The organism is Cupriavidus sp. SIMBA_020, assembly GCF_046535395.1.
Classification (GTDB): domain Bacteria; phylum Pseudomonadota; class Gammaproteobacteria; order Burkholderiales; family Burkholderiaceae; genus Cupriavidus; species Cupriavidus campinensis.
Window position 1 is genome coordinate 1 of record NZ_JAWRWU010000854.1, and the last position, 263, is coordinate 263.

The 263-nt window shown below is 69.6% G+C and carries 1 protein-coding gene; it reads right to left on the reverse strand.

The features are described from left to right. On the reverse strand, positions 1 to 263 hold a 263-nt coding region (locus SB751_RS31810), incomplete at both ends, for a hypothetical protein (RefSeq protein ID WP_410749248.1).

The following is a 263-nucleotide window of genomic DNA, read 5'->3' on the forward strand; positions in this document are numbered from 1 at the left end:
GGCATCGGCGCGCAGCACGAAACGGTGCGACAGGCTGCCGTTGCGCACCAGGAAATCGACATTGCTCAGGACCAGTTCAGGCGCCCGGCGCAGTTCGTCCTGCCAGCGGATGCGGGCGCCGCGCACCAGCAGTTCGCGCTGCGCGGTCAGCCAGCGCAGCGCCGGATGATCCAGGTCCGAGCGGTGATCGCTGGCATTCAGGTCGATGCCCTGCCCCGCCACCCACAGGCGGTTGTCGGCATCGCGGCGCAGGGTCAGTTCGG